1 protein-coding gene is annotated in these 1,288 nt (G+C 62.6%); it reads left to right on the top strand.

From position 1 onward, the window contains the following. Positions 1-91: 91 nt before the first annotated feature. On the top strand, positions 92-1,288 hold a 1,197-nt coding region (locus tag AWB66_RS32525; RefSeq protein WP_235021363.1), incomplete at its 3' end, for an IS4 family transposase.

Below are 1,288 nucleotides of genomic sequence, written 5' to 3' on the forward strand. Positions count from 1 at the left end.
TAATGCCGTTCAGTTAAGCGACTGAACGGCATTTTTGTTGGCTGCTCAAAGTAGTTGTAAACGGGGCTCGGCGATGTTAACGTGCATCGCCATGCTGGTTGATGATCTGCGCCTTCTTGTCGAATCACAGCCGCCGCTCGAATGGGGGCGGCTGGGCCAGCATCTGCCGTACGAATGGATCGAGTCTGCAGTACGGGCGAGTGGCAGTGCCAGCGTTCGTCGGCGTCGACTTCCCGCGCAGCAGGTCGTATGGCTTGTGATCGCGCTCGCGCTGTACCGGCACCAGTCGATCAGCGAGGTCGTCGATGAACTGGACCTTGCGTTACCGGCGGCCGACGCGTCGTTTGTCAGTAAGAGCGCCATCACCCAGGCGCGGCAGCGCGTCGGCGCGGCGCCCCTGGCGTGGCTGTTTCATGAATCAGCCAGAAACTGGATTGCGCAGGATCAGGACCGCTATCTCTTCAAGGGATTCTCGCTGTTCGCGATGGATGGCACCACGCTGCGCACCGCCGACAGTGCCGCCAATCGCAGGCATTTCGGCGCCTCCGCCGCCGCTCATGGCCGCATCGGCAGCTATCCGCAACTGCGCGCGGTCACGCTCACCGCGCTTGCCACGCATCTGGTGCGCGATGCAGTGTTCGGGCCTTACGACATCAACGAAATGGTCTCGGCGCGCGAGCTGATTGCTCGTGTGCCGGCCCATTCCATCACCGTCTTCGACCGGGGGTTCATGTCGGCCCAACTGCTGTGCAAGCTGGTCTCGCACGGCGAGAACCGGCATTACATCATTCCGGCCAAATCCAATCTGCGCTGGGAGGTCGTGAGCGGGGGCGACGGTGACCAGATCGTGCGGATGCGCGTCTCACCGCAGGCCCGCACGAAGTGCCCGGATCTGCCCGAATTCTGGCAAGCGCGCGCCGTGCTTGTCGTGGATGCAAGGGGGCGGCAACGCACGCTGCTGACGTCCCTGACTGACCGAAGACGTTTCAAGGCCGCCGACATCGTGTCGTGCTACGAGCGTCGCTGGCAGATCGAGACCAGCTACCACGAGTTCAAGCAGTCGATGCTGGGCATGCAGCTGACCCTTCGCAGCCAGACCGTGGAAGGCGTCTATCAGGAATTCTGGGGCGCGCTGATCGCCTATAACCTGATCCGTCTGGAGATGGCCAAAGCCGCACTCGCAGCCGGGCGCGCCCCCGATGAACTGAGCTTCATCCGCGCGTTCCATACCATTCAGTACGAAATGACCTGGGCAGCCGTGACGCGCTCGTACGGCAAACTGCCTGCG

The sequence above is a fragment of the Caballeronia telluris genome (assembly GCF_001544495.1).
Taxonomy (GTDB): domain Bacteria; phylum Pseudomonadota; class Gammaproteobacteria; order Burkholderiales; family Burkholderiaceae; genus Caballeronia; species Caballeronia telluris.